17 protein-coding genes and 1 tRNA gene are annotated in these 21,061 nt (G+C 42.5%); 11 read left to right on the forward strand and 7 right to left on the reverse strand.

What is annotated here, in order from left to right:
• Positions 1-28: 28 nt before the first annotated feature.
• The 7 genes from nusA (at position 29) to ACM0OY_RS12680 (ending at position 8,612) form a co-directional block, all read left to right on the forward strand.
• A complete protein-coding gene (gene nusA, locus ACM0OY_RS12650) occupies positions 29-1,318 on the forward strand; it encodes a transcription termination factor NusA (RefSeq protein ID WP_414569199.1) in 1,290 nt (429 codons plus the stop codon).
• Between the two features lie 150 nt (positions 1,319-1,468).
• The gene (locus tag ACM0OY_RS12655; RefSeq protein WP_414569200.1) at positions 1,469-1,738 is read left to right on the forward strand and encodes a YlxR family protein; all 270 of its coding nucleotides are present in this window, start codon (positions 1,469-1,471) and stop codon (positions 1,736-1,738) included.
• 112 nt (positions 1,739-1,850) lie between these two features.
• Positions 1,851-2,087 (forward strand): hypothetical protein, encoded by a 237-nt coding sequence (locus ACM0OY_RS12660; RefSeq protein WP_414569201.1) that lies wholly within the window; start codon positions 1,851-1,853, stop codon positions 2,085-2,087.
• A 136-nt stretch (positions 2,088-2,223) separates the two neighbouring features.
• Complete coding sequence (gene infB / locus ACM0OY_RS12665) at positions 2,224-5,361, forward strand: translation initiation factor IF-2 (protein WP_414569202.1); 3,138 nt, start codon at positions 2,224-2,226, stop codon at positions 5,359-5,361.
• Positions 5,362-5,457: 96 nt separating this feature from the next.
• A complete protein-coding gene (locus ACM0OY_RS12670) occupies positions 5,458-6,093 on the forward strand; it encodes a low-complexity tail membrane protein (protein ID WP_414569203.1) in 636 nt (211 codons plus the stop codon).
• A 133-nt stretch (positions 6,094-6,226) separates the two neighbouring features.
• Entirely contained in the window at positions 6,227-6,424 is a 198-nt protein-coding gene (locus ACM0OY_RS12675) for a hypothetical protein (RefSeq protein WP_414569204.1), read from the forward strand.
• A gap of 493 nt (positions 6,425-6,917) precedes the next feature.
• Complete coding sequence (locus ACM0OY_RS12680; RefSeq protein WP_414569205.1) at positions 6,918-8,612, forward strand: DUF1565 domain-containing protein; 1,695 nt, start codon at positions 6,918-6,920, stop codon at positions 8,610-8,612.
• A gap of 372 nt (positions 8,613-8,984) precedes the next feature.
• Here ACM0OY_RS12680 and ACM0OY_RS12685 read toward each other — a convergent pair whose 3' ends face one another.
• Positions 8,985-9,278 carry a DUF3493 domain-containing protein gene (locus ACM0OY_RS12685; RefSeq protein WP_414569206.1) on the reverse strand — a complete coding sequence of 98 codons (294 nt, stop codon included), beginning with the start codon at positions 9,276-9,278 and terminating at the stop codon, positions 8,985-8,987.
• Between the two features lie 33 nt (positions 9,279-9,311).
• Between ACM0OY_RS12685 and ACM0OY_RS12690 the strand changes: the two genes are divergently transcribed.
• Positions 9,312-9,383 (forward strand) — tRNA-Thr (locus ACM0OY_RS12690).
• 131 nt (positions 9,384-9,514) lie between these two features.
• Here ACM0OY_RS12690 and ACM0OY_RS12695 read toward each other — a convergent pair.
• The 3 genes from ACM0OY_RS12695 to ACM0OY_RS12705 all read right to left on the reverse strand — a co-directional run bounded on the left by ACM0OY_RS12695 (position 9,515) and on the right by ACM0OY_RS12705 (position 13,269).
• On the reverse strand, positions 9,515-10,585 hold the full coding sequence (locus ACM0OY_RS12695; RefSeq protein WP_414569207.1) for a M42 family metallopeptidase: 1,071 nt from the start codon (positions 10,583-10,585) through the stop codon (positions 9,515-9,517).
• A gap of 9 nt (positions 10,586-10,594) precedes the next feature.
• Positions 10,595-11,653 (reverse strand): SGNH/GDSL hydrolase family protein, encoded by a 1,059-nt coding sequence (locus ACM0OY_RS12700; protein ID WP_414569208.1) that lies wholly within the window; start codon positions 11,651-11,653, stop codon positions 10,595-10,597.
• Positions 11,654-11,871: 218 nt separating this feature from the next.
• Complete coding sequence (locus ACM0OY_RS12705; protein WP_414569209.1) at positions 11,872-13,269, reverse strand: S-layer homology domain-containing protein; 1,398 nt, start codon at positions 13,267-13,269, stop codon at positions 11,872-11,874.
• A gap of 1,820 nt (positions 13,270-15,089) precedes the next feature.
• Here ACM0OY_RS12705 and ACM0OY_RS12710 point away from each other — a divergent pair.
• A complete protein-coding gene (locus ACM0OY_RS12710) occupies positions 15,090-16,295 on the forward strand; it encodes a histidine kinase (protein WP_414569210.1) in 1,206 nt (401 codons plus the stop codon).
• Positions 16,296-16,447: 152 nt separating this feature from the next.
• On the opposite strand, the gene ACM0OY_RS12715 is transcribed toward ACM0OY_RS12710, so the two are convergent.
• The gene (locus ACM0OY_RS12715) at positions 16,448-17,476 is read right to left on the reverse strand and encodes a diguanylate cyclase domain-containing protein (protein ID WP_414569211.1); all 1,029 of its coding nucleotides are present in this window, start codon (positions 17,474-17,476) and stop codon (positions 16,448-16,450) included.
• A 944-nt stretch (positions 17,477-18,420) separates the two neighbouring features.
• Here ACM0OY_RS12715 and ACM0OY_RS12720 point away from each other — a divergent pair.
• A complete protein-coding gene (locus tag ACM0OY_RS12720) occupies positions 18,421-18,681 on the forward strand; it encodes a chlororespiratory reduction protein 7 (protein ID WP_414569212.1) in 261 nt (86 codons plus the stop codon).
• 427 nt (positions 18,682-19,108) lie between these two features.
• Here the strand turns inward: ACM0OY_RS12720 and ACM0OY_RS12725 are convergent, their stop codons facing one another.
• On the reverse strand, positions 19,109-19,678 hold the full coding sequence (locus ACM0OY_RS12725) for a DUF2854 domain-containing protein (protein WP_414569213.1): 570 nt from the start codon (positions 19,676-19,678) through the stop codon (positions 19,109-19,111).
• A gap of 491 nt (positions 19,679-20,169) precedes the next feature.
• On the opposite strand from ACM0OY_RS12725, the gene ACM0OY_RS12730 reads away from it, so the two are divergent.
• A complete protein-coding gene (locus tag ACM0OY_RS12730; protein WP_414569214.1) occupies positions 20,170-20,349 on the forward strand; it encodes a hypothetical protein in 180 nt (59 codons plus the stop codon).
• A gap of 152 nt (positions 20,350-20,501) precedes the next feature.
• Here ACM0OY_RS12730 and ACM0OY_RS12735 read toward each other — a convergent pair whose 3' ends face one another.
• On the reverse strand, positions 20,502-20,921 hold the full coding sequence (locus ACM0OY_RS12735; RefSeq protein ID WP_414569215.1) for a response regulator transcription factor: 420 nt from the start codon (positions 20,919-20,921) through the stop codon (positions 20,502-20,504).
• Positions 20,922-21,061: the final 140 nt, after the last annotated feature.

Raw genomic sequence — 21,061 nt, forward strand, 5'->3', positions numbered from 1 at the left:
AGTCCCTGATTTTTAAAGGAGATTGCTTATGTCAATGGTTACTTTACCTGGATTAAAAGAATTAATTGAAAGTATTAGTCGTGAGCGCAATTTACCTCGCCTTGCTGTTCAATCAGCTATTAGAGAAGCACTACTTAAAGGCTATGAACGTTACCGTCGCGCCCAAAATTTAGAGCGCAAACAGTTTGACGAAGATTACTTTGATAATTTTGAAGTAGAACTGGATATAGAAGAAGAAGGATTTCGTGTTCTTTCCACTAAAACTATTGTCGAAAAAGTCAGTAATACAGACCATCAAATTTCTCTAGACGAAGTTCAACTAGTAGCTCCCGAAGCCCAGTTAGGCGACTCTGTAGTGCTGGATGTGACACCAGATCAAGGAGAGTTTGGTCGCATGGCAGCTATGCAAACCAAGCAAGTATTAGCGCAAAAACTCCGGGATCAGCAGCGCCAAATGGTGCAAGAAGAGTTCCAAGACCTAGAAGGAACTGTTCTCCAAGCAAGAGTCCTGCGGTTTGAACGTCAATCAGTAATTTTGGCAGTTAGCAGTGGCTTTGGTCAGCCAGAAGTGGAAGCCGAATTACCAAAGCGCGAACAGCTACCCAACGATAATTATCGGGCAAATGCCACCTTCAAGGTATATCTCAAAAAAGTTTCCCAAGGTCAGCAACGGGGACCGCAGTTACTAGTATCTAGAGCAGACGCAGGTTTAGTCGTTTATCTGTTTGCTAATGAAGTACCAGAAATTGAAGACGAAGTAGTACGGATTGTTGCCGTAGCGAGGGAGGCAAACCCCCCTTCCCGTTATGTAGGCCCCCGGACTAAAATAGCAGTAGATACTCTTGATCGCGATGTAGACCCAGTTGGTGCATGTATCGGAGCTAGGGGTTCGCGAATTCAAGTAGTAGTTAACGAATTACGCGGCGAAAAAATAGATGTAATTCGCTGGTCACCAGACCCAGCAACATATATCGCTAATGCCTTGAGTCCAGCACGAGTAGATGAAGTCCGCCTAATGGACCCAGAAACCCGGCAAACTCACGTACTAGTGGCTGAAGATCAACTGAGTTTGGCCATTGGCAAAGAAGGACAAAATGTCCGTTTAGCAGCACGCCTGACGGGCTGGAAAATTGACATCAAAGACAAAGCTAAATATGACTATGCGGGAGAAGATGCTAAATTTGTAGCTTCTAGAGCTAAATATCAAGCAGAGGAAGAAGATGATGATGCTGATTTTGAGGAATTAGAGAGCGAAAATCAAGACGAATTCGCAGAAGAATTAGATGATGATACTTTTGATCCTGAGGATGAAGAATAATTTATCAATTTTTGTTAAGTTTTGTTACTGTTGATTTTAGTTCCAATCTCAAAGATTTTTTTGTTCAAAACGAGTTGGTATAAGTAAAAAATAGTAATAACGAACTTCTTTCTACATCCAAAATGCTGAACTGAGATCCTAACAAAACTGATGAAACCAAATTATCGGCGCTGTATTAGCTGCCGCAAACTAGGTTTAAAAGAAGAGTTTTGGCGGATTGTACGCGTCTTTCCATCTGGAAAGGTACAATTAGATCGGGGCATGGGGCGTTCTGCCTATATTTGCCCGCAAGGGAGTTGCCTACAAGCAGCTCAAAAGAAAAATCGACTAGGCCGATCGCTACATGCATCAGTGCCAGAAACGCTGTACCAAAGCTTGTCGCAACGTCTAGCCCACAATAATACCCAAAATCAAACTTAATTAGTTGGAATAACTTAGTGCCGTTATCAGCAGAGAAATTGTGCGAAAGTCGAATTAATCGCGCTTTTTTCACATCCTCTGTCGAACGTTAGGGTTAGTGCCAAAATAGTAAATGGGTGTAGAAAGCATTCGGCTCTTCCTTCAAAAGAGGGGCGAGGCAACATTCCCAGAACAAAATGTACTCGATTGTGTTGTGGAAGACTCAGAATCAGCAAACCAAAAAACTACAAAATGGCAACCTGGTAGCGCTCAGGCGCAGTTCGGCGTCAAGGGTGACCATAAAAATCTTTTATTTAAAAAATTTTTATGGGCATCTCTCAACCATCATTCCTGGTGGGGATGCCATTAAACCGAAACATCTCTCTTTCCTGATTGGAGGCACCGGCAAAATTACCAAGGGCAACCTAAAAACAGTGATCAAAGGATGGAGATGTCGCAAACCGGGCAGCCATCCGCTAAAACTGTAAATTAAAGGGGAAGAGTGGATGAACAACGGCAAAGTTAGAATCTATGAATTATCAAAGGAATTGAATTTGGATAACAAAGAGCTATTAGCAATTTGCGACCAGCTCAACATCGCGGTCAAAAGCCATAGCAGCACGATTTCAGAATCCGAGGCAGAACAGATTCGCACTGCTGCCGAAAAACTCGCAGCTACAAATGGGACGCCTAAAAAAGAACCAGGTACAACCAGCCATAAATCAAATTCACCACCAAACGGCGGACGTAACCGACCTGCTGCACCCCACAAACAGCAAATTTTGGAAATACGCAAACCCAAAATATTGAGAAATACTACCTCCAACGCCCCAGAGGCGTCAGTTGCTACCAATACCCAAGCTGCTTTGTCTGAAGCTAATCCTCCCTCACCTCCACGGCCTTTCGCTACACCAGTCTCACCCATGAAGCCGACGGCACCAACTCGACCCGTACCCCGGAATCAATCTGAGACCCCAGAGCAACCTACTGTCAAAGACTTGGAACAAACACCTAATCCAAATCAGCCACAGGAAAAAGCAGTTGCCCAAAAACCGGAAAAAGTAATTCCAGCCAGACCAAAACCGGAAAAGCCTCAAAAACCGCAATTAGTTGCGCCACCGGCCAGACCTGCGGCGGAACAACCCGAGACTGAGCAGCAATCTCCGGCAGACAAACCGATCCTCAAACGGGAACGTCCACGGCCGACAGAAGGCGATCGCGACCATCAAGTTAAGCCAAAAGTTGCTAAACTGCCAACTGACCAGGCCTCATCGGCTGCACCACAAAGACAGCCTCGTCCCACCCTGTCACCCGTCAAACCGGAGCAAAGAGGAAGCCGACCATCAGGGCCATCTCCTATTGGAGACGGGCAAAGACCCCGACCCGCACGTCCTGGTGAAGCTGTAGCAGCAGCAATGCCCATTGCTACTCCACCAAGACATCTGTCAGCAATAGGGGCGAAAACTGAGGTATTAGGTGACGAGCCAATCGCCCCGGATCTCCTAGATCTCAAACGCCCAACTCCGCCTCGACCAGCCAAAGGCGGCAAAAAGTGGGTAGAAGAAGAAATCATTGACGAAGTTAAAGAAAAGGCGGGCAAGGCCGGCGTCAAAGGCAAGCGGGCCAAGCCAATACTTCTAGATGATGAGGAATTTGAAGACGATTTACTCGATGACGACGATCTAGACACACCAGCCACTGTCCAAGTTAGTCTTTCCATCGCCCGTCCCCCCAAACCGAAAGCGACTCGACCCGCACAAGCCCCAGCAGCAGCCCTGGCTAGCGCCCCAACAGCAAGAAATAAAAAATCTAGTAGTTCCAACCGCGACCATAACCGTCGTCAAGAAGTCGAAACCAAGCGCGATCGTCCGGAAAAAGTCGTGGTCACAGGGCCAATGACTGTCCAAGAATTGGCTGATCTCCTGGTTGTCGCCGATACAGAGATTGTAAAAATCCTGTTCCTCAAAGGCATGGCAGTGAGCATCACTCAAAATCTGGATATTCCGACAATTACTCTGGTAGGAAAAGAACTAGAAATAGAAGTTGAAACCGCCGAACCAGAAGCAGAAGCTCGGAAAGTTACGGAAATGGTCAGCGTCGAAGACCTGGAAAATCTCCATCGGCGTCCGCCAGTGGTGACAATCATGGGTCACGTAGACCACGGGAAAACAACCCTGCTCGACTCGATTCGTAAAACCAAAGTAGCTGCTGGCGAAGCTGGTGGTATTACCCAACACATCGGCGCATATCATGTGGATGTGGTACATGACGGTAAACCCCAGCAGATAGTCTTCCTAGATACTCCAGGCCACGAAGCTTTTACAGCTATGCGGGCACGAGGAGCGCGGGTAACAGATATTGCTGTGTTAGTAGTGGCTGCCGATGATGGTGTTCGTCCCCAAACCATTGAAGCCATTAGCCATGCTCAAGCAGCAGGAGTGCCAATTGTCGTCGCCATCAACAAAATTGACAAAGAAGCTGCACAGCCAGATCGGGTGAAACAAGAACTCACCCAGTATGGTCTGACAGCAGAAGAATGGGGCGGTGACACAATTATGGTGCCGGTGAGCGCCATCAAGGGCGAAAACCTAGATACGCTCTTAGAAATGATCCTCTTGGTAGCAGAGGTAGGAGAACTATCTGCCAACCCAGACCGTTCTGCTAAAGGAACTGTCATTGAAGCACATCTGGATAAAGCCAAGGGAGCAGTTGCGACCTTGCTAATTCAGAATGGCACCTTGCATGTAGGAGATATGCTGGTAGCCGGCTCTGCCTTTGGTAAGGTGCGGGCAATGGTGAATGACAGAGGCGCAAGAGTCGAAGCTGCCTCTCCCTCCTTTGCTGTTGAGGTGTTGGGCTTAAGTGATGTACCAGCAGCAGGCGACGAGTTCGAGGTCTTCGAAAACGAAAAAGAAGCCAGAAACCTAGCAAGCGATCGCGCCGACAAACAACGTCTATCCCGCCTGTTGCAAGGACGTGTTACACTCACAACCCTCTCAGCTCAGGCACAAGAAGGCGAGTTGAAAGAACTCAACTTGATCTTGAAGGGAGACGTGCAAGGTTCTGTGGAAGCCATTGTGGGAGCGCTCAAGCAAATCCCTCAAAACGAAGTCCAAATCCGGATGCTATTAGCTACTGCTGGCGAAATAACCGAAACAGATATCGACTTAGCATCTGCTAGTAACGCCGTAATTATTGGCTTCAACACCACCTTTGCCAGTGGTGCAAGACAAGCCGCCGATGAAGCGGGTGTAGATGTTCGGGAATACAACGTTATCTACAAACTCTTAGAAGATATCCAAGATGCCTTGGAAGGTCTTCTCGAACCAGAGTTGGTGGAAGAACCCTTGGGTCAAACCGAAGTCCGCGCCGTCTTCCCAGTCGGCCGTGGTGCGGTTGCTGGTTGTTACGTTCAATCTGGTAAGCTAATTCGCAACTGCAAAGTGCGGGTGCGACGTGGCACTAAAGTGATTTATGAAGGCGTGCTTGACTCCCTAAAACGGATGAAAGAAGACGCCCGCGAAGTCAACGCCGGTTATGAATGCGGTGTCGGCATCGATAAGTTCAATGATTGGGTTGAAGGTGATATCATCGAAGCCTATCAGATGGTTACCAAGCGCCGTACTCTCACCTTAACGAGATAGTGCTGAGGGTAAAATGGTTAGAAGTTAGGAGTTAGGAGTTATGAATTAAAAGCTCCTAACTCCTAACTATTAACTTTTAACTCATAACTTTAATATATGGCTTCATTTCGCTCTGAACCAATTTTGTGGATTCACGTCGCTGGATTAGCGACATTACCTGTTTTTTCAATACTCTGCTTATTGTTCCTGTCCGTGGGTGAGCCGTTTTTGCCCGTTTGGATGGAACTGTTCTTAGTAGCCGCCATTGGTGTTGTGCCGTTGCTATGGATGCAGCTGCGTCGCCCTTTTTACATCTTTGGCCTTTTGGGAATAGCCCTAAAGCCAGAAAATTTAACTGAGCGGCAGCGAAAAATCCTTTGTTTAACTAATACAAAGTTAAATCGTATTCTAGCCCTAGTGACATCAGTATTGTCGATTTGGGCGTTGTGGCATATTTACCAAATTGCCCCATTAGTAGCAAATACAGCTAAATTTTTACCACAATGGCGCAGTCTCGGTTTAATACTTGCGGCCTTAGCCTTTTTAGCCAGTAATCTATTTTTACAAATTCCCGTTAGTGTCATGCGAGTTTTAGTGACTAATGACACAGAATTTGCTGCCATAGAGCCGTTATCTTTAGAAAAGATTAAACAAGATTTTACAATTTTAGGCGTGCGGGTTAATCAAATGTTGCCCCGGTTGTTTGAATCTTTGTTTGCAAGAAACACAGATTCGCAGCAGCCCCGAGAGTAAATATTATTTTCTTTGAAGAGGCTAGGAGCAGATGTGGGAATGAGGGAGATGAGGAAGAATAATAACTCCTAACTCCTAACTCAGCACTCGGAACTGTTTTGCCCAATAACTAATAACAGAGGAATGAGAAATTATGGCTCAAATTCCAGCTTATAGCGATCGCCAATTTTCTGCTGATAGTGAAATTTGGTATAGCCTCAAATGCGCTATCTCCACTAGTTCCGGTTTTCAACGCTGGCAACTAGAACGTGGTACTCAATTACAGGAACTTCGCTTAGAACAGCAGGTACAGCGATATTTACGAGAAACCTTAGAAACTCTAGCTTATTAGATATCCAGTAAATTTTGTAGATAACGAAGTTGGTGGTAGGCATTCTCCAAACAATCGCCACCAATTCTTGTGATTTCTTACTAGCATAATTAGTTACAATATCCAGCTATAGTACTTAGACCAAGCAAGGAATTTAAGTCCTTGCCTTGTTAATTGATACGCTAGCTGGATTTATGCTGTACTGCACTATAGAACTTCTATTTGATTTCAAAAAGCTTGCCCTCAAACCGAAAAGGCTGATTGCCTATTCCCTGCCTATTGCGGTTTGCACACCATATAAACAAGTTCAAAAACCAAATCCGATTGTCATAGTAAAATTTTCTGAATTAAACTATATAACTTATGTATAAGTTCTGTGATTTATCTCAGGAATTTAGCTGAATCAGTGCTAATCATTCGGTATAGTTTTGCATGGGTTTTATAAGCAGCTTAGAAGACTGCTAGCTTTAACCTTGTTAGACATATCGTAATTCAGCACATCACAGACTCAAAAATGAAACATCGGGGTTTTCAGACTTCTCCAGCGAAAAATTTTCGCCTTCTTTCTCGCAATCATGCCAGATATGGTGTAAGCATGGCAGCCGGACTAACGGCTTTGTTAGTTGTTTCTACTGGGTCAATAGTACTACCTAGCCAGGTAAATGCTGGTGCTACTCATCCAGAAGGTATTGCCCCAACTCTCACAGCCCAAGTTCCTACCACTGCAACAGTAATTTACGTTAATCCCTCAACTGGTGCAGATACCGCTGGTGCTGGTGTAACAGCCAACGCACCTTACAAAAGCATAAGTTTTGCTCTTAGTCAAGCCCAAACAGGCGCAACAATTCAACTTGCACCTGGGAATTATAGCCAGGAAAGTGGGGAAACCTTTCCCATCTTGCTAAAACCAGGGGTAACACTGCGAGGTGATGAATCTACTAGAGGTCAGGCGATATTAATTTCTGGTGGAGGTTTCTATACTAGTCGCACCTTTGCCAGACAAGACATTACCATCCTTGCTGACCAAAATACGACTATTACGGGTGTCACCGTCACTAACCCAAATAGCCGAGGTACTGGTATTTGGGTGGAATCAACGAATCCCATTATCAAAAACAGTACTTTTACTAACAGTATCAGAGAGGGCGTTTTTGTCACTGGTACAGGCAACCCCAAAATCGAAAGTAACATCTTTGTGCAAAATAAAGGCAATGGAGTTTCAGTTGCTAAATCTGCCCAAGGAGAAATCCGCAATAACTTATTTCAGGATACTGGTTTTGGTATAGCGATCGGTGGCACTTCTACACCCTTAGTTGTGGAAAACCAAATCATCGAAAACCAAGACGGTCTTTTTATCTCAGAGTCAGCTAAGCCTGTATTGCGTAAGAATGTAATTCAAAACAATAAGCGGGATGGTGTTGTAGCGACTGTTAGTGCTTTACCTGACCTTGGCACCAATGAAAATCCTGGTGGTAATCTGATTCGTAATAACGTTCGTTATGATGTCAACAATGCTACTAAAACTGGTACTATTCTCGCTGTTGGCAACGATATCGATCAAAAACGAATTGCTGGTTCAGTAGATTTTGTTGCCGCAGTTGTTGACGTTCCTCCTGGAGGACCTGTTGCTTTTAAAGATGTGCCAGCAAATTACTGGGCAAAAGTCTACATCGAAGCCTTATCTTCCCAAAATATCATTGCTGGGTTTCCTGATGGCACCTTTAAACCCAATGAACCTGTAACCCGCGCTCAATTTGCCACTATTATCACTAAAGCCCTGACACCGCCACCCAAACGCGCAGGTATTAAGTTTAAGGATGTAGCAAGCAATTTTTGGGCTTACGCTGCAATTCAATCTGCTTACCAAAGTCAGTTTGTTTCTGGTTATCCTGATGGTACTTTTAAGCCACAGCAACAAATTCCGAGAGTGCAGGCCTTAGTAGCTTTAGCAAATGGTTTGGGCTTAACTGCCAACGATCAAAATGTCCTTTCGTTTTACAGCGATGCTGGGCAGATTCCGAATTATGCGATCGCCCCTGTTGCTGCTGCAACTGTACGACAACTAGTAATCAACTATCCGACGGCGAAACAACTCAATCCTAACCGTGAAGCCACCAGAGCCGAAGTTGCTGCCTTTGTTTATCAAGCACTCGTCAATGCCGGGCGCGCCCAACCAATTCCTTCATCCTATTTGGTAACAGTTCAATAAAGAGTGCTGAGTTTTGAGTACATAGTAGTAAAGGCTTAATTGATTGATTAATTGGAAGCGCCAGACTGGTAATTTATCAGTCTGGCGCTTCCAGTATTGTGAATTTTATTAAATCTCGAAATATTGACTTATAAAATTTGGGGTCTTTAAATATAGTTGACCCCATTTGAATGTAATTTGGTTTATGGTCAGGGTCTTTATATTGGCTGACCCCGTTTCAACGATTTCCAGTTTCTCAGAAATTTTTACTTTTTGAGATTTTGTAATAATTTATTTATTTTTTCTTTCCTGATATTTTAATTGTTATCAAAACATTTAACAATATCAAGATATGTAAAAATAAAATCGCAAAAATTAACAATTCAGATTGATTCAGGAATTAGCATTTTTACCAGATTTGCGGCTTTCTTGGCGATGCTGCTCCCAGCGCCAGAGAAAGACCATCAAGGTAACAATTCCTATTTGGAGAGCCAAGTTAGGCAAAGCGCTGTCAACATCTCGTCCAGCAAGGACTCTGAAAAAAAAGATGAATGCCCCAATTAAACCAGAGGCACCAAAAGCAATATAGAAAAATTGTCGTAAGCCGCGATAAGGGGCTGCCATTTCTGCTTTGAGACGGGCATATTGTTCGGGGTTGAGGCGATTTTTGGGATTTGGATTTACCATGATGAAATCATGCTATACTATTCGATTGTGTACGCCGATGTGGCTCAGTGGTAGAGCAGCTGATTCGTAATCAGCAGGCCGTGGGTTCAAATCCCATCATCGGCTTCTGTCAAGTATTACTAAACACTAAAGTTTGACACAAATCAAGCATTTAGCTAAATCAGTATTAAAAAATAGCCCTAGTTACATCAACTAAGGATGCTGATTCAGGCTAAAAATTCTAAAAAATTGAACAATTACTCCAACTCAGTTTCGCAGAAGGTTTTTAATAAATCAATACAATTAGCGATCGCTCCTAAATGAGCAATTTCATAACCATGGGTATTTTGAGTAGGAAATGCTAAACAAGCAGCACGTCCAACATGTCCAAATTTCATCGCAATTGAAGCATCACTACCAAATCCACTAAGAGTTGTAAACTGAATTGGCATATCCAACTGCTTAGCACATTGGCGTATTTGTCCATTTAATCCTTCATCATATATCCCATAAGCATCTTGAGATAGAAGTACAGGAATCTCCCCATCTTTAACAGGATATTCCTCAGATAATGGACAAATTTCTAAAGCAATTAAGGCATCTAAACGCTGATTCTGAGTAAAAAATAATGCCCCAATTGCCCCGACTTCTTCTTTTGCAGAAGCCACCAGATAAACATCAACAGCTGGCTGTTTGAGGTTTTCAGCTAAAGCTAGCAAAATGGCAACAGAGGCTTTGTTATCTAACGTGTAACTGGCAATATGATCCTTTAATCTAATTGCTAGCTTGCGATGTTTGCCAATTACCATTCTCGTTCCGGGTCGAATCCCAGCGGTTTCTAGTTCAGCTGTAGTGCGTTTCGTTTCAATCCAGGCATTTTCCCACTTGAGGCTAGTATCTTCCTGCTGGACTTTTTGCGGAGATTCGTGGGAAACGTGGCGGGAACCAAAGCAGAGAATCCCGCTGATTGTTTCGTTATCTCCCAGTAAATCTACCACCCCTTCACCGTAAATCCACGGGAAAGAACCGCCGAGTTTGCGTACTTCGACGCGACCTTCATCGCCGAGAGTTTTGACTATTGCCCCAATTTCATCCTTATGGGCTGTAATGGCGTAGGCGCGAAGCGGCTTGTCGTTAGACATCGCTCGGTCTGGACTTCGCCCAGGGATTTTTGCAATAATATTGTCGGCGCGATCGCACCAGACTTCTACACCCAGTGCCCTAAATCGTTGGATCAACAACTGGTTAATTTCGGCTTCTGCACCACTAGGAGAATGATGCATCACCAACTCTGCAATTATTTCAAATAAGCGATCGTAATCCCACATTAATAATAATTAGTTGTCAACTGTATGAGACGATTGGGCGCTAGAAACCAGACCCGCAGTCGTAAGTGCCGACCTTTTTTGCTGGCGCTTGAGTATTCCTACTGCACCGAAAGTAGCAACTGCCAACAATGTCCCCAACTCTGTCGAAGGTTCAGGAACAGACTTAGCCTCAATCGCCGCCAATGCAGTGTCCGCTATCACCTTATGAGCAGCGGTGGTTGGGTGGAAACCGTCCCAGACGAGAAACTTGTTATCGACTGGGTTACATATATCTGGCCTAGATAGACAAGACTCGGTTACATTGGTAAAACCAAATGTGCTTGCCTGATTAAATAAAGAAAAAGTATCAACAGAGATGATGTTGAGATTCGGGTTTTGGCTCAAAGCGCTCACAGTTCCTGCTAAACTCAAGTTAAACTCACCAACTGATTTGCTAAGGGTTGTAGGGTTGCGATCGTTGATTTTAGCTGCTGGTAACTGCCCTAAATCTGGCAAGTTAAACACTATAATATTTTTCGCGCCGACTCCCACCAGAGTATTCAACGCCAGAGATATATTAGTGATTGGTGTGGTCGAGTCTTCCGAGTTGACAAAAAATAAATCATTCGCACCTGCCCATAATGTATAAAGTGCATCTGGGTCGGCAGTTTGATTATTTGCTTGCAGAGTTGCAGCAAAACCATAGACTTGTTTGAGTACTCCCGGTAAATTTGGATCGGGAACGAAAGCGTTACCTAAACCAGAGCTAGAACCACCAAAAGCGAAGTTTATCCCTTGAGTAGGAAAAGGTGTGGGAGGAATAGTAGTGAAATCAATATCACTCACTAAAGTGGGCTTTAACCCTAACTGATCTCCGAGATAATCCACCCAAACCGGCCCATTGGAAAAACGTCCTTCAAAGTTAGGTGGGCTTAGAGGGAATGTTTTTCCTGTAGCCTTGTATATATTGCCTGTATCAGAAAGACTATCGCCAAATACATAAAGCTGATCGAAACTAGCAGCTGAGGCTTTGGGCGTTAACATGAAAGAAAACAAAACAAATCCTGCCGCTACAGCTTGTTTTTTCATATTTGTTTTACCTGTGGGGATTTTTAATTCGTTTAAAAGTAGGTAATCAAACGGCGATAATCTGACAACTTGTTTTTTGAGTTACTTCAAAACTAGACAAGCCTGTTGAGTTTATTTACGTTATTTTACTTAACTATGCCCTAAAAATTCATCAACCACAGATAAAAACGCTGTAAATACTTAGGTTTACATTATCTTTGATAAAATACGCAACAAGTTTAACTTTGCTTTAATTTCAAGGCATCAGCCGCTGAGACACCCTCACCTTGAGTTCCGAAGTACCACAAAACTGTAGCAGCCTCAGCACGAGTTACTGGTTTTTTGGGTTGAAACAAGGTCGTATAGCCAAACACCCGTCGAATGTTGGATTGTTCCCCATTCTGAAAATCAGCCAACACTGCTCTTAAAGCCTTAGAATCAATTCGCGCTGCGTCTTGAAAACCCCAAGTTTGTTTGACAGCATCTAAGTTAGCAGAGGGTAAGGCTTGGCGAGTATCCAAAGGTAATTTCCACAGCAGTAACACCTCCCGTGTTAAGGGAGCATCAGGACGAAACAAAACAGCTGTAGAATCTCCAGATAAAGGACTGGGAATTAGCCCAGCTTCAGCTAATCCCTGAATTACTGGAAAATCAGGATCTTTTGAGGACACATCACTAAAAGCTGGTTGAGTACTTTCTGATGCCAGGCGAATTTGTTTAGCTGGATTACTGGCATACATAGCATTATTAGCAGCAATTAGCCATCGGGCGTATTCCCGACGTGTAACGATTTTACCGGATTCAAATTGGTTAGTTGTTGCAGCAGAATTGCTCTTAGTTGTCTTTGGTTCTATAGACAAAACACCTAAAGCAGCCAAATCTTGAATGTGTTGTCGCCATTCTTGTGGTGCCTTATTGAGATCGTTAAATGTCTGAGATTCGCGTGTGGCTGTAGGAGTTGTTTGGTTATTAGCGGTGGTTGATGGCTGTGATGCCAAATTTGCAGGTGCTACAGGGCCAATGAACTGCGGATCTCCTGCTTGGGGAACTTCGTTACTAGTTTGGTTAGGACTTGTAGTTGGAGTAGGTTGTGCTGTTGCAGTACTACTATTTGGTACGTACTCAATCAATAATTCAGTAGCTGTTTGGGGTTGATTGGGTGTGGCATTGGTGACTGATTGAGGCTGAATAGAAACTTTCAACAGCGAATTATTTCGACGTGCCTCAAAGACACCTACTCCATCATCTGTTGGCTGTTGCACAATTTGCCAGTTATTTGTTTGCAACTGACTACGATAAAAGCTAGCAATCAAGTTGCTAGGGTCAGAACTCAACCAACGAGTTGAGACTCTGTTTTCTGAATCGCTAGCAGGTTTAACTTCCTCTAGTTTGGCATTGGAATATAGTGGAATATCTTTAGGGAAATCAGCTGGTAACTGAACTGTTGAGTCGTTTTGCTGTGCTTGTGGTTGGTTACCCTGAGGTTCTCCAAAGACAACCGGATTATTTTGCAGTCTAGGATCTGCTGCCAAAGACTCCTCAAGGTTTTTGGTCACTGGACTGTTAGCACAGGCTGTTAACGAAGTGAATAAAACAGCCAAACTCAGAAATACAGCTCGACGTTTAGCAGGAAGCACAGGAAATCACAAATTGAGTTTCAGTTCCTACCCTAGCGCAAACTGTTGATTAAATGGGACTGGGGATTGGGGAGAAGGCATGGGGCATTGGGGGGTGTGGGAGGTGTAGCAAGGGTGGGAAGCTTTTCTATAATTTCCCCACACTCCTTCATGTTTCCATCTCTCTAATCCCCAGTCCCCAATCCCTAGTAACTCGCGTAGCGCTATTAATAATGTCTCAAAAAATTAGTAAACGGTAGCAGAAGCTACCGTGTTGTCTTCGTTTTACAGCCATTAGGTTTTGATAATTCCCATGCTTATTTATAGATTTCCCTAAAATTCTGGGAAAGTAACATTTTTGGAAAAAAATACAAATAAACCCACAATGGTCACCATAAAAAAGTATCCTGCTTTCAATACTCACATTCTCAGATGGTTATCTAGATTTTTCGTTATCAGACCTGATAATTGATTGATAGCTCATTAAATAACAATCTAGCGACTAAAAGCTTGAAGCTACGCCCAAATGCACTAGTTTGATGCGATCGCCAAGCCACTGAAGTGATAGACTATGAATAAAGCCCCCCTTAGCCTCATCAAAAAAGGGGAATCAATGAAATTGCCTAACGCTGGCTTAAATATCGATTCTGAAGATTATTCATCTGACGATGGTAAGCTGGATAATGAAATCTCCGAAAAATGCCAGTGTTGAGTAATTCCAGGAACTTAGCGTAAGTTTTTAGTTCTTGAGAGTAGGGGTTATGTAAAGCAGTTAACTGGTTTGGGATTTTGGATGGAAACAGACCACGAGGCTACCGCGCTGCTGAGAATTTTGGATTTGTTTCACTCACTAGGGGTGAGGTATGAGCTTGCTAAAAAGCAGCAGTGCCAAAAAAATCTAAAATCCGTCTTGAAAAGTTTTGATGGCAGGGAACCTCCTCTCAACGCTAATTCGCACAAATCGGGAAACCCGCTTTGAAGAATGGCTCAACTTTTCGCAAAATCTAAAATCTAAAATTCCTAGTTAAGTGTCGCAACGGTTTCCCTAGTATCTATCAATGATTCTCTACGGAGAGTGCTACTTGCTTTCTAGTCAAGAGTTTCTTGTTAGCGCTACATAGGCGGTGTAACACCCCGTATGAATAAAAACAAACACTTTGTTCTTTCCCACTCCCTGTGTTTGTTAAAGGCCTCAAAAGTAGTGAGTGCTTCCTCTGAAAGTGCGATCGCTGGTATGTTATCCAAAGCTTCCTCCAAAGCAACCCACCCCCTATTCTTCTTGAATAGCAAAGCTGTTGTTTGAGAAAGACCCAGAACACCGCGCCCTTCGCAATTTTAAAGGTAGTAATTACTGATCACTGTTTCCCAATCCTACTGATGATTGGATAGAGGCACAAAAGACACTTGATCCAATGCACTGAGCGTTGAAAAAAAACCTCTACACACTTGGTCAAAATAGTTAACAGCTACCTGATAGATCGGATACAATTAGCATCTACGTTTGGTTCAGTGTTCCCCCGTTCAAAACGATTACTCATATTCACATACTGCTGTACTAGCCAATTTGACATAGTATTAAACTTTTCACATGCTGACTCTGGCGAAAAATTTGGATTCAGGCCAAATGTAAGACTTAATATTCAAGAGACTTGAGTGTTTCTTGGAGATGAAGTTACCTCAAAGAAGGCAAAAGGCTCAAAAAGATATATCCTATGCCAAAAATGCAGATCTGATATGAGTATGAAAAATCTAAAATAGATATTAAATTGAAGAAAAACGAACGACCATCGACAACCATCAGTCCATTTTACTTTCTGTAAAGCGTCGCCGGGTTGTTACCAGTGCTGAAACACGATTACATGCAAGTTTCCCAGGATCAGCCTATTTATTCTGAGGCTCCACTCCAGCTGCTACTTTTTGTCGATGGACGCCCAAAGTCCCGACAACAGGTGCAGCGAATACGTGCTTACTTAAAAGAATTGCAGGCTGAGTATAGTTTTGAACTGCAAATCATCGATGTTGGTCAACAGCCTTACTTAGCAGAACACTTTAAATTGGTAGCAACACCAGCTTTAATCAAAATCCATCCGGAACCACGGCAGATTTTAGCTGGGAGTAATATAATAGCGCAATTAAAAAACTGGTGGCCTCGTTGGCAAACTGCTGTAGAAACCTACTTAAAATTACAGGAAGACTTACAAGAACGTGTAGACGATAATGGTCGCCTGACATCACCCAAATCTACAATCCGTTCAGTCGCCGTTTCTGCTGAACTTATCCGCCTCTCAGACGAAATTTTTCGCTTGAAACAGGAAAAAGAAAACCTTCAGGAGCAGTTACAGTTTAAAGACCGAGTGATTGCTATGTTGGCACACGACCTCCGCAATCCTTTAACTGCTGCGGCGATCGCCATAGAAACTCTTCAATCTAACTACAATGTAGAAACAGCGGAATTCCAGCGCCTCAAACCGTCGATGACGGCACATTTATTAAAACAAGCCCGCGCTCAAACTAAAATTATTGACCGGATGATTGCCGACCTTTTGCAGGTAGGTCGTGGCAAAGACACAGAGATTCCTATTTTACCACAAAAAGTAGAGCTAGGTAAACTGTTTTTAGATGTATTAGAAGAATTGCGCGATCGCTACACTACCAAATCCCAAGAGGTAGAAACAGATATCCCCAAAGACTTGCCATATGTATATGCTGACCCAGAACGCATCCGACAAGTGCTAGTAAATCTGTTGGATAATGCCATAAAATATACGCCCAAGGGTGGGAAGATTAGTATTGCTGGATTACACCGCACCACCCAAAAAGTTCAGTTCAGTATTGGCGATACTGGGCCTGGTATTCCTATAGAGAATCGCGATCGCATTTTTGAAAACCACTTCCGTCTGCAACGAGATGAAGGTACAGACGGTTACGGCATTGGCCTTTGTTTATGCCAACGCATCATTCGAGCGCATTACGGTCAAATTTGGGTAGACTCTGCTCCCAATAGCGGGGCATGGTTCCACTTCACATTACCAGTTTATCCTTCTTGATCGTTGGGCATGGGATATGGCCAGACGCAGGGAATAACCAATCACCAAGACTTCGGCTGACCTCGACTTCTCTACGAGACGCACTCGCGTTCGCTACTTCGATTGCTGTCAGTACAATTAGATACAAATTACGCAGTATAAATAACTAATTACTAATGACTACTTGAGACAAAGCGATCGCGCCCACCAGCTTTTGCTTGGTAGAGGGCTTTATCTGCCCGTACGATCAAATCCAAAGGTGAAGATTCCCAAGTGGGGACAACAGTTGCTACGCCCATACTTAGGGTGACATACTGGCTCACCGCTGAACCGTCATGAACAATTTGCAAATCTCTGACTGCTGTTTGCATTCCAGCAGCAACGTGAACTGCGCCAGATGCATGAGTATATGGCATAATCACAGCAAATTCTTCGCCACCATAACGGGCTACTAAATCCTGATGTTTTTGTGCCTTTTGGCTTAAAACAGTACCCACCTTTTGTAAACAGACATCGCCGGCAGGATGACCATATTTATCGTTGTAAAATTTAAAATAGTCGATATCACATAAAATAAGTGACAGGGGGCATTGCTCCTGTGCTAAGTTAATCCACTGAGTATTAAGATAATCGTCAAAACGACGACGATTCGGTAACCCAGTTAAGCCATCGACATTGGCGAGGTGCTGCAAAGCTTGGTTGGCAGCTTCTAACTGTTTGTATACTTGCGCTTGCTGTAGTAATCGGCGTAGCCGCTGGCGCAATACAGGCCAATGAATTGGCTTAGTAACATAATCAGTTGCTCCCGCCTCAAAAGCACGGTCTACAGATTCCTCATCGTCCAAGCATGTGATCATCAAGATGGGAGTTCGCTCCCATATTTTGGATATCACAGTATTGCCAAGCACAGAATCAGTATCGAAAGTTGCCAATGCTGACATCAGATTATTTCTGGCAATCTGAAGCAACTGCTTACAGCAAGTAAAGCCATCCATCACGGGCATTACAGCATCGAGCAAAACTATATCTGGTTTAATAGTCTCGTAAGCATCTAAACATTGCTTACCATCATTGACCTCGACCACTCGGTAACCTTCTTGTTCCATAGCTTTACGCAACAACACTCGAATGGTCTTGTCGTCATCAGCTACCAGAATCAGTGGTGGTTGCTTAGAAAGAGGAAATGGGCTTATGCCTGACATGAGTTACATTCTACTTGCGCGACTATCCTGAAAAAGGCTGAGCAATTAGATCGCATAGGAGCGATCGCTGTTTTGATCGATGCCAGCATTTGTGGCAAGGGTGTGTTTGGCTTCACAATCAACTGTTTTTTGAGAATAGACTGCTCAATATTATTGAGGCAAGCAAGCGGTAGATAACTAATTTGCATATACAATCTATAATTGGAACTCAAAGGCAATTGCTACCTTTTTGTTCCGCTATGGTTAAGGGAGGAAATGTTACTGTTATATTTCCCCATTATTAAAGTTAAATTGCAATTTTTTTGAGAATTGTAAATCAACACCTTAATAATTTAATTTTGTGGTTCCTTTAAAAACGTAACCAGATAGTGCAAACTAATTGGCAAATCGTACTCAGAATATAGCTAATACTAAATACTAATATTCTTTTACTTCAACTCATTGCGTCTATTCGCCAACGATTGTCATAGCACTAATTTAGTATAATTACATAAGATTAATATGATAATATGTGGAAAGCTTTATTCTTTAGTTAATCAGCAGTGAAGAAATCAGTAAAAATTCTTATGTTCATGAATTTTGGATACTTAGTTAAATTTATAAAACACTACTTGAGTGATTAAAATTATATAAATATAATCAATAAAATATTTAAAATATTATTCATATATTTAACAAAATAAATTTTATAGTTACATCATAATCAAGACATAAACTTCAAACGCTTTCTGATTATTTATAAATCCAAAAGAAGAAGCGATCGCAAAAGCAAGAGAGAACCCAGCGGGGTAAAGGAGGCAGATAAAATATTTATATAATATTTAGAAAATGGCTACAAAAAACTTATGATTTGATTGCTGTGTTAATTATTTTTTATACAAAATGAGGACTAATTATTTTGTAATAAAAAATCAAAAACTATCTACATTTACTAGAGCTTAAAAATGCCAAATCCACTAATGTACCAGCAGGATAATTTTGTTGTTCTAGAAACAAATCAACCAGAAAAATTTCTGACAACATCAGAGCTATTAGAAAAGCTCAAAACAACTCTCCAGCAACTAAAAATTCAAGATTTGGCACCTGACTTGCAAAAGTTTGATGCTGTAGAGGCTCAAGCACAATATTTACTGGACACGAGTTGTGAATTAGATATTGGTCCTGGACAATATTTGCAATGGTATGCAGTTCGTCTAGAAAAGTAATACCATTTTAGATTTTAGACTTCGGCTTACCTCGACTTCTCTACGAGACGCACTCGCGTTCGCTACTTTGACTGCGCTACTTCGACTGCGCTCAGCACAAGTCGGTACAAATCACTCAGTCGAACGATTTTGGAGTGGGAATCGCTTTGTGTGTCTGAATTTTGTAAATTATCTAGGAAGTAGAGAGTAGGCGAGATGGGGAGCAGAGGGGCAGAGGGGCGGAGTGGAGAATAAAAACTCGTAACTGTTAACTCAGCGCAGGCTAAACGCACCGCTTCCGCTAACAGCACTCCCAATAACGCCACTTGCTATCTTACGGGAACGCCAAGAGCGAACAAGTTGGCAGAGGCTGACGCCAGTCGCTCATGGGGGAAACCCGCAAGACCTCGCTGGCTCCCCAATGCACAGTCCTCAGTTCCCAATGTTATTAACTATTGACTATTGACTCTTTTTGAGCATTTTTTATTAATGCTACTTCAATTTTATTTTCAGATGGCTGGGTTATTTTAATTTCCACTCCAGGCCCAAAATAATTGGTCATTTTTTCTTGCTTTTTTTGCCATAAGTCAATTGGTATTAGCGGTGAATCAAATTCTAAAATTAAAACATAGCTTCCATTGACTTCTGTTTCTCGCAACCCTGTAACTATTGGTCGTTCTTCATCACTGGGACTCAAACCCAAAAAATCAAGTGTTGTATCGAAATGAGCATCTTGACCATAGCAATATCTGGTGATATCTTTGCGAATTTTATTTTGAGTTACAGTTGCTTGCTGCTGACGCAATGTTAATGTTGATGGTGACGTAGGTTGGCTGAAGGGTATTGGCTTGAGTTCATTAGCTTTCAGTGCCAGCCCCCCCAACAATAGAGGAATCCCGTAAAAAAATCCGACAAGATTGAGTGTCGCATTATCAGCAGCATAGGCGATGAAGCCAATGATGGTTAATATGCTACCGATAGTTAAACCGAGTGTTCCCAAAGAGATTTGGCCTAGCATGAGCTTAGATGAGTATAAATTGTTAATATCTCATACCATTTCTAAAAATCTTGGCAACAAATGAATTGCCTGTAAAGGTTTACAGTTGTGTGCCCCTACCTACGTACTTGTTGCAGGAATTTTCTGAAATGGTATTAGTTTTATTATCATCGGCTATGAGTCACAAATTAGGAAAGAGCATTAGCCCATCTTGCTTGCAGCATTCTCAATGAGCCAATTAGTCTGCAATAGCCCAAGTCCACTTATACTAATGCAATTAAGGATAGTAACTTGGGCAAGGAGTAGGGAGTAAGAATAGTCTGTTTAAAGCCAACTTACATATTCAGCGGACAAAAACACTTCCTCAGTCTTCATTTAGGAGGAAATAGGCTGGGATTGAACGAAGCGAAAACCGACATTTTTTCGTTCCTCAAGTCAGCCTACTTAGTGTTCCAGAATATTCGATTATGAGTTAAGTTTAAACTTAAAGGTAATTAACACCAAGAAAAATAATGGATCTACAGACTATAAAAGAACGAATCGCCGTAGTACAAAGTAAGCGGGATTACTTGCTGAGTCTACTGGAACAGCCAAACCTGGGAACTTTAAGAATTGACGTAAATCAGGCTTTGGAAGAACTAGATGAATTAATTGATGAATTTAGACGCACAGTTCCGGAAACAGAAATATAGGTAAGCTGGACTCAGGACTAGAGTAGAAAATATCGAAAAGTGCGTCGGTGTAACCTTGAATTTCAGGATATACCGACGTTTCTTAGTAATATAATGTCTTCAAATCCCTGGAATTGAGCTAAGCCTGGGTTAGTAACGCAATACATTATCTATCATTCATTCTGTGACTGGACATTTCCTGTACGCTTACCTAACTGCCTAACTAAAGCAATAAGCTCAGAGGTAGGCACATCTTTTTTACAAACATCATCAAAGTTAGACATTTTTTTTGTCTCTTGAAAACTTACATCCTCTACTGAAGAGTAAGCAAGGATTTGAGTGTTAGGAGATATAGCTTTGATTTGGCTAGATGCACTCCAGCCATCCATGACTGGCATCTGTAAGTCTAGAACAATTACATCAGGCTGCCAACGTTTAACCATTTCTATAGCTTCTTGACCATTAGTGGCTAAGCCTACTACTTGGATATTTTCCTGGCAAGAAAAAGCCAATTGTAAGGTTAAACGAGTAAGTTCGTGGTCATCAACTACTAGAACGCGCAAGGTAGAAAACTCACAGGATAACATTAACATCGAGGGAAAAGACAAAATTATTTACAATAACCCCTCTAGTTTATGGGAATAAGTGCCAGTACTTACTCTATCCTATGGTTGAATAACTTCTATAAACCTATGACAAATAACTTAGATAACTTATCAAAAAATTAAAATTT

It is taken from the genome of Nostoc sp. CCY 9925, from assembly GCF_963920935.1.
In the GTDB taxonomy this organism is placed as follows: domain Bacteria; phylum Cyanobacteriota; class Cyanobacteriia; order Cyanobacteriales; family Nostocaceae; genus Nostoc.

Bases quoted from the DNA above. Each gene is read 5' to 3' on its own strand.
- nusA (WP_414569199.1), top strand. From the start codon at position 29: ATGTCAATGGTTACTTTACCTGGATTAAAAGAATTAATTGAAAGTATT.
- ACM0OY_RS12655 (WP_414569200.1), top strand. From the start codon at position 1,469: ATGAAACCAAATTATCGGCGCTGTATTAGCTGCCGCAAACTAGGTTTA.
- ACM0OY_RS12660 (WP_414569201.1), top strand. From the start codon at position 1,851: ATGGGTGTAGAAAGCATTCGGCTCTTCCTTCAAAAGAGGGGCGAGGCA.
- infB (WP_414569202.1), top strand. From the start codon at position 2,224: ATGAACAACGGCAAAGTTAGAATCTATGAATTATCAAAGGAATTGAAT.
- ACM0OY_RS12670 (WP_414569203.1), top strand. From the start codon at position 5,458: ATGGCTTCATTTCGCTCTGAACCAATTTTGTGGATTCACGTCGCTGGA.
- ACM0OY_RS12675 (WP_414569204.1), top strand. From the start codon at position 6,227: ATGGCTCAAATTCCAGCTTATAGCGATCGCCAATTTTCTGCTGATAGT.
- ACM0OY_RS12680 (WP_414569205.1), top strand. From the start codon at position 6,918: ATGAAACATCGGGGTTTTCAGACTTCTCCAGCGAAAAATTTTCGCCTT.
- ACM0OY_RS12685 (WP_414569206.1), bottom strand. From the start codon at position 9,278: ATGGTAAATCCAAATCCCAAAAATCGCCTCAACCCCGAACAATATGCC.
- ACM0OY_RS12695 (WP_414569207.1), bottom strand. From the start codon at position 10,585: ATGTGGGATTACGATCGCTTATTTGAAATAATTGCAGAGTTGGTGATG.
- ACM0OY_RS12700 (WP_414569208.1), bottom strand. From the start codon at position 11,653: ATGAAAAAACAAGCTGTAGCGGCAGGATTTGTTTTGTTTTCTTTCATG.
- ACM0OY_RS12715 (WP_414569211.1), bottom strand. From the start codon at position 17,476: ATGTCAGGCATAAGCCCATTTCCTCTTTCTAAGCAACCACCACTGATT.
- ACM0OY_RS12720 (WP_414569212.1), top strand. From the start codon at position 18,421: ATGCCAAATCCACTAATGTACCAGCAGGATAATTTTGTTGTTCTAGAA.
- ACM0OY_RS12725 (WP_414569213.1), bottom strand. From the start codon at position 19,678: ATGCTAGGCCAAATCTCTTTGGGAACACTCGGTTTAACTATCGGTAGC.
- ACM0OY_RS12730 (WP_414569214.1), top strand. From the start codon at position 20,170: ATGGATCTACAGACTATAAAAGAACGAATCGCCGTAGTACAAAGTAAG.
- ACM0OY_RS12735 (WP_414569215.1), bottom strand. From the start codon at position 20,921: ATGTTAATGTTATCCTGTGAGTTTTCTACCTTGCGCGTTCTAGTAGTT.